The sequence below is a fragment of the uncultured Cardiobacterium sp. genome, from assembly GCF_938028185.1.
Classification (GTDB): Bacteria; Pseudomonadota; Gammaproteobacteria; order Cardiobacteriales; family Cardiobacteriaceae; genus Cardiobacterium.
Map to the genome: position 1 here is coordinate 1 of NZ_CALJAH010000140.1, position 3341 is coordinate 3341.

The window sequence follows — 3341 nt, forward strand, 5'->3', positions numbered from 1 at the left end:
CTGATGCAGTCCGAAGTCGATACCACCGCGACCGCGCGCTCGGTCACGTCCAATAGCTCATGCAGCGAGCGGGCACGCAGGAACACGCCCATTTGCACATAGAAGACGCGGCGGTTGTAGCGCATCATCTCCTCATGCACCTCCAACGCCTGCTCGGTGGCGTATTTGGCACGGCGGGAAGCACCGTCCTGCGACAGGTTGAGGATGGTGTCGATCTCCAGCTGCATCTGGTGCGCCGACTGCGGAATAACCGTCCAGGTCATCATCGCCCCGGTCGGCAACTGCTCGAAGAGCGAGGCGGAAATCAACTTGCCGTCGATGTCGTCTTCCTGCATGCCGAGCGTGGTCGCACCGTCGCGCGGCGGATGATCCACACTGCCGATGGTGAGGTAGCGCAACCAGGTGTCATCACCAAACTGCCAGATACCGCGCTCCAGCGGCTCGTTGCTTTCGTGGTAGAGCGGCGCGTAATGAAAGACTTCCTGCGCCAGATCGAACGAGGCCATCTTGCGCCGCTCCTGCAAATCGTCTGCGGTAACGCGCTCATGGCCAAAATATGGCGCGAGCCAGTTAACAAACTCATGCGGTTTGAGCGGTCGCAGGGAAATCCCTGCCGAGGTCAGCGCATTGACGAAGGCGCTCAGGTCATGTTTGGTTTGTGCCGCCGGGCTGCGCTTGTTCTTCTTCCAGTATTTTTTCGGGCGTTTGCTGTAGATGCAGAGCCAGACCGCCTGATCGGCGACGCGCCAGCCCTGGGTCTCGCCCCGGATGCGCGTGTCCGGGAAGACGCCCTTTTCGTGAGTCATCATCTTCAGGTGTTTGCGCATCACCCGGGCAATATCGCGGCTGAGTGGGTCATGGGTCAGACCGTTTTCGGCAATGGCGGCCTCAAAATCGTCGGCAACACCATCGGCCTCGACGGCGCGGGCAAAGACCTGCACCACATAGGGGAACTCCGCCGTATCGCCGTCAACCGGCAGACTGTCAAGGGCGCGGGTCAGCCCCTCATTGAACTTGGCCAGCGCATCTTCGCTGCGTGCACACATATAGCGCGCCTGCACTCGCCAGATTTTGGCGACATTGACGCCGTCGTTGAAAACATAGGCCTCTTCATCGTCGAGGTAGTCACAGACCGGCACATAATCGACGAAGGACGGATCGCTTTTGAACAGGGCACGGTACTGCAACGGCGTCAGCGGTGGCGGTCCGGAGAGTGGCCATTCACCGCTGGCACGCATGAGGAAGTTGACGAAAGGGTTGACCCTGAAGCGCGGTTGTACCGACCCTGGTTCCGCCGACTCGGTGCCAGCGGGTGTGCCTTCCTGTCCCGTCCCGCGCTTGCCCCGGTTCCAGAGGTAATCAATCAGCCGCATGGTACCCCTCCTGCTCCAGTGCGAAATGGTCGCGCTCGTAGAGGTGGAACATCGTGAAATACCCCGGCACCGGCAACTCGCCGTCGGAAATGTGCGGGAAGACGTAGGCTACAATCTCCGGGTTGGGGACCTTGCGGAAATCGCGCCGGAGCTCGTTGACGTGGGCGAGCGAATAGGAACTATTCGGCGCGTAGCCCTCCGTCAGCGGCATGCCGAGATAGTCGGCTTGCACGCCGTTGCCAAAATAGGCGCTGACCCGGCTTTTCTGACCGCTGATCAGCTCGGCGGTGGTTGGCCCGGCATCGGGCAACAGTTTGTCGGAAGACGGCTGGGTCACCGAGCAGGCGGCAAGGCTCGCGGCAAAGAGTGCCAGCAGGGACATGCGGAAAAATGGGGTCATGAGGGTTCCTCCTTAGTCATAGCGCCGCTGCACTTTCGGGTCGCGGTAGTAATTGACCTTGCGCGCTTTCGCGTCGTAGTCGATGGGGATCATCTTGTCGAGCATGATTTGCACCGGTTTGCCCTGCTCCACATAGACCACGTCAAAGGTGTCGGCGGTGCGCTCGCGCACGTACTGGGCAAACTCGGCAGCCGAGCCAGAGACGCCACGGCCAAAAACGAATTTCCACACGTCTCCGCTGAGTGCTGCGCTGTAGTTGCCGTCACTGTTCTGTTTGTAGTTGACCTGCCCCTGCGACAGCGCTTCGGCAGCAGCTTCGATAAAGGCGGCGGTACCGCGCGAGCGCAGGTAGCTGTCGGCGTTGTTGATGTAACGCCCATGGATGCAGGGTTTGCCCCATGGATCACTGAGATAGCCGAGAACGTCGCCGCTGCTTGAACCTTCGCCGGAGGCTTTGCCCTGGGTGACGATGCGGCCGTCGATGAAGATGAAGGTGAGCGAGTCAATGTAGCCGCGCACGCATTGCTGGTCGCGGATGCCGGTGGCATAGCCGCTGGCAATCATCTTGGCGACACCGGGAATCTGGTGGCCGTTGGCGGCGAGGTTGGCACCGCCGATTTCTACTTTGAAAAAGAAGGGGTCTTCCACCTTGCCGCCCCGGTTGGGCAGCGGCACGCGGCCGATAATCGGCGTCACCAGCATGGCATTGGACAGGATGGAATTTGGGGGGAGTGTGTACACCGGGAAGACGGTCTCCCACTGTTCCTGACGGCGTTGCGCACCGGGCTGCGGCAGGTAATTGCGCGGGATATTGGGGTCGCGTCCGGGAACGCTGCCGGTGAGCGAGCGGATACCGTTTTGCAGGCTGTCGAGAATGTCGCCGGAACCGCTATCGGCAGCAGCGCTGACGGGGGCGCGCGGAATACGCGACAAGCTGCTGAGGCTGTGACCGTCGCCCATACCCTGATAGGGCAAGGTGATGGAGCCGCTGCCATAAACATCCGGCAGCGGTGGTTTTGCCGCTTTACCCGATTTCAGGGCATCAATTTCATCCGGCGTACCTGTAGTAGACGCCGTATGAGCGGCTTGCGCTTCCGCCAGTTTTTGCTCCAGATCGGCAATGCGCGCCTGGCTTGCTACCTGGTTTTCCGATTGTTGCTGTTGCAGGCTTTGCAGGGTCTCGTTGATTTTCTCCATGCGGGCATCGACTTCTTTCTGCACCGCTGCGCTGTGCTCCTCACCCGCCTTGCCCTGCGCCTCGCGCAGTTTGACCAGCTCCTTGGTGACATCTGTCAGCTTGCTGCTCAAATCATCCTGCTTACGTGCGGCCTGTTCCCGTTCACGCGCCAGCTGTTCTTCCAGATCCTTCTGCTTGCGCTGGGTGGCGAGAGTGATCGCCGCGTTTTGTTTGACCTCCTCGGCATAGGTCGGGTCATCGCCGCGCCGTCCCTGCTGGCGGGTGTCATTGAAGAAGCTGTCCTGCTCCTGCTGCGCCGTGGTCGAAGCGCCCTTGTCCCTCATCGTGAAATACACCGCCCCGCCGAGCATCAGCGCGACGACCAGTAGCA

General features: G+C 60.8%; 3 protein-coding genes. All 3 read right to left on the bottom strand.

Annotation, left to right across the window (positions count from 1 at the left end):
* Nucleotides 1-1373, bottom strand: a 1373-nt coding sequence (locus Q0349_RS04240; protein ID WP_298079634.1) for a TraC family protein, incomplete at its 3' end; no start/stop codon positions are given.
* The gene (locus Q0349_RS04245; protein ID WP_298079635.1) at nt 1360-1773 is read right to left on the bottom strand and encodes a TIGR03751 family conjugal transfer lipoprotein; all 414 of its coding nucleotides are present in this window, start codon (nt 1771-1773) and stop codon (nt 1360-1362) included. The genes Q0349_RS04245 and Q0349_RS04240, both read right to left, overlap by 14 nt.
* 12 nt (nt 1774-1785) lie before the next feature.
* The coding region (locus Q0349_RS04250) for a TIGR03752 family integrating conjugative element protein (protein ID WP_298079636.1) at nt 1786-3341 on the bottom strand (1556 nt) is incomplete at its 5' end.

Excerpts from the sequence above, each read along its gene's own strand:
- Q0349_RS04245 (WP_298079635.1), bottom strand. The coding sequence starts at position 1,773 with ATGACCCCATTTTTCCGCATGTCCCTGCTGGCACTCTTTGCCGCGAGC.